1 protein-coding gene and 1 pseudogene are annotated in these 1,032 nt (G+C 65.2%); both read left to right on the top strand.

The window, feature by feature from the left end:
• Positions 1–221, top strand: a pseudogene (locus B3D39_RS01990) (cation acetate symporter); the annotation flags it as partial.
• Between the two features lie 93 nt (positions 222–314).
• The coding region (locus tag B3D39_RS01985) for a cyclic nucleotide-binding domain-containing protein (protein WP_286789326.1) at positions 315–1,032 on the top strand (718 nt) is incomplete at its 3' end.

Below are 1,032 nucleotides of genomic sequence, written 5' to 3'. Positions count from 1 at the left end.
ACAAGGGCTGGTTCTTCATCCCGGACACCAACACGTTCACGGATGCGAACCCGATGATCCTCTCGATCAAGTCGACCTCCTTCGGGGTTATCGGCGCGGTCCTGAACTTCATCGTGGCCTATGTCGTGTCGAACGCGACCAAGGAGACCCCGGAAGATATCCAGGAGCTCGTCGAGTCGATCCGCGTGCCGAAAGGCGCCGGTGCGGCAGTCGATCACTGAGACAGCGGCGCGGGACGGGGTTCGCCTCGTCCCGACCTCTGACGCTTCGGCAGGCGCCCTTCGGGGCGCCGCCACCACCCAAAGGACAAGATCATGGCCGCCGATCTGACCCCGATCCTCGCATTTCTCGAAGGCGTCCACCCTTACGACAATCTGTCGCGCAACGAGCTGGAGCATGTCGCCAGTTCCTTCCGCCGCAGAGAATTGCCCGCGGGCGAGACCGTCTATTCCTATCGCGAGCCGCTCAAGGGCATCTACCTGATCAAGCGCGGCGCGGTCGAAGTCACCGATCAGAACGGGGCGCTGGTCTCGATCCTCGGTGCGCGCAACACCTTTGGCGAGCGCGGGCTGATGCGCGACGGGCTGGCCGCGACCACCGCGCGCACCACAGCCGAGACCGTGTTGCTGGAGTTGCCGGTCGAAGAATTCCGCGAGCTGTCGCAAAATACCCCTGCCTTCGCGCGCTTCTTCAACCGGGTGCGCGGCGGCGAGACCCGCACCAATTCCATCGCGACGATGAAGATCGCCGATCTTCTGGCGCAGGAGCCGATGGGCTGCGCGCCCGAGACCACCGTGACCGAGGCTGCGCGGCAGATGCGCGATGCGCATATCTCCTCGCTCGGCGTGACCGATGGCGATGGCGGGCTGTTGGGCATCGTTACCGTGCGCGACCTGTCGAACAAGGTTCTGGCCGAAGGCCGCGCGCCCGATACGCCCGTGGGCGAGGTGATGACGCCCGATCCGGTGACGCTGACCCCCGAGGGGCTGGGCACCGACCTTCTGCATGTCATGCTGGAAAAGCGCGTCGGTC

This window comes from Thioclava sp. UBA3469, from assembly GCF_002378135.1.
Taxonomy (GTDB): Bacteria; Pseudomonadota; Alphaproteobacteria; order Rhodobacterales; family Rhodobacteraceae; genus Thioclava; species Thioclava sediminum.
The sequence above is the reverse complement of the archived record's forward strand: the minus strand, read 5'-3'. Positions and strand labels throughout refer to the sequence as shown.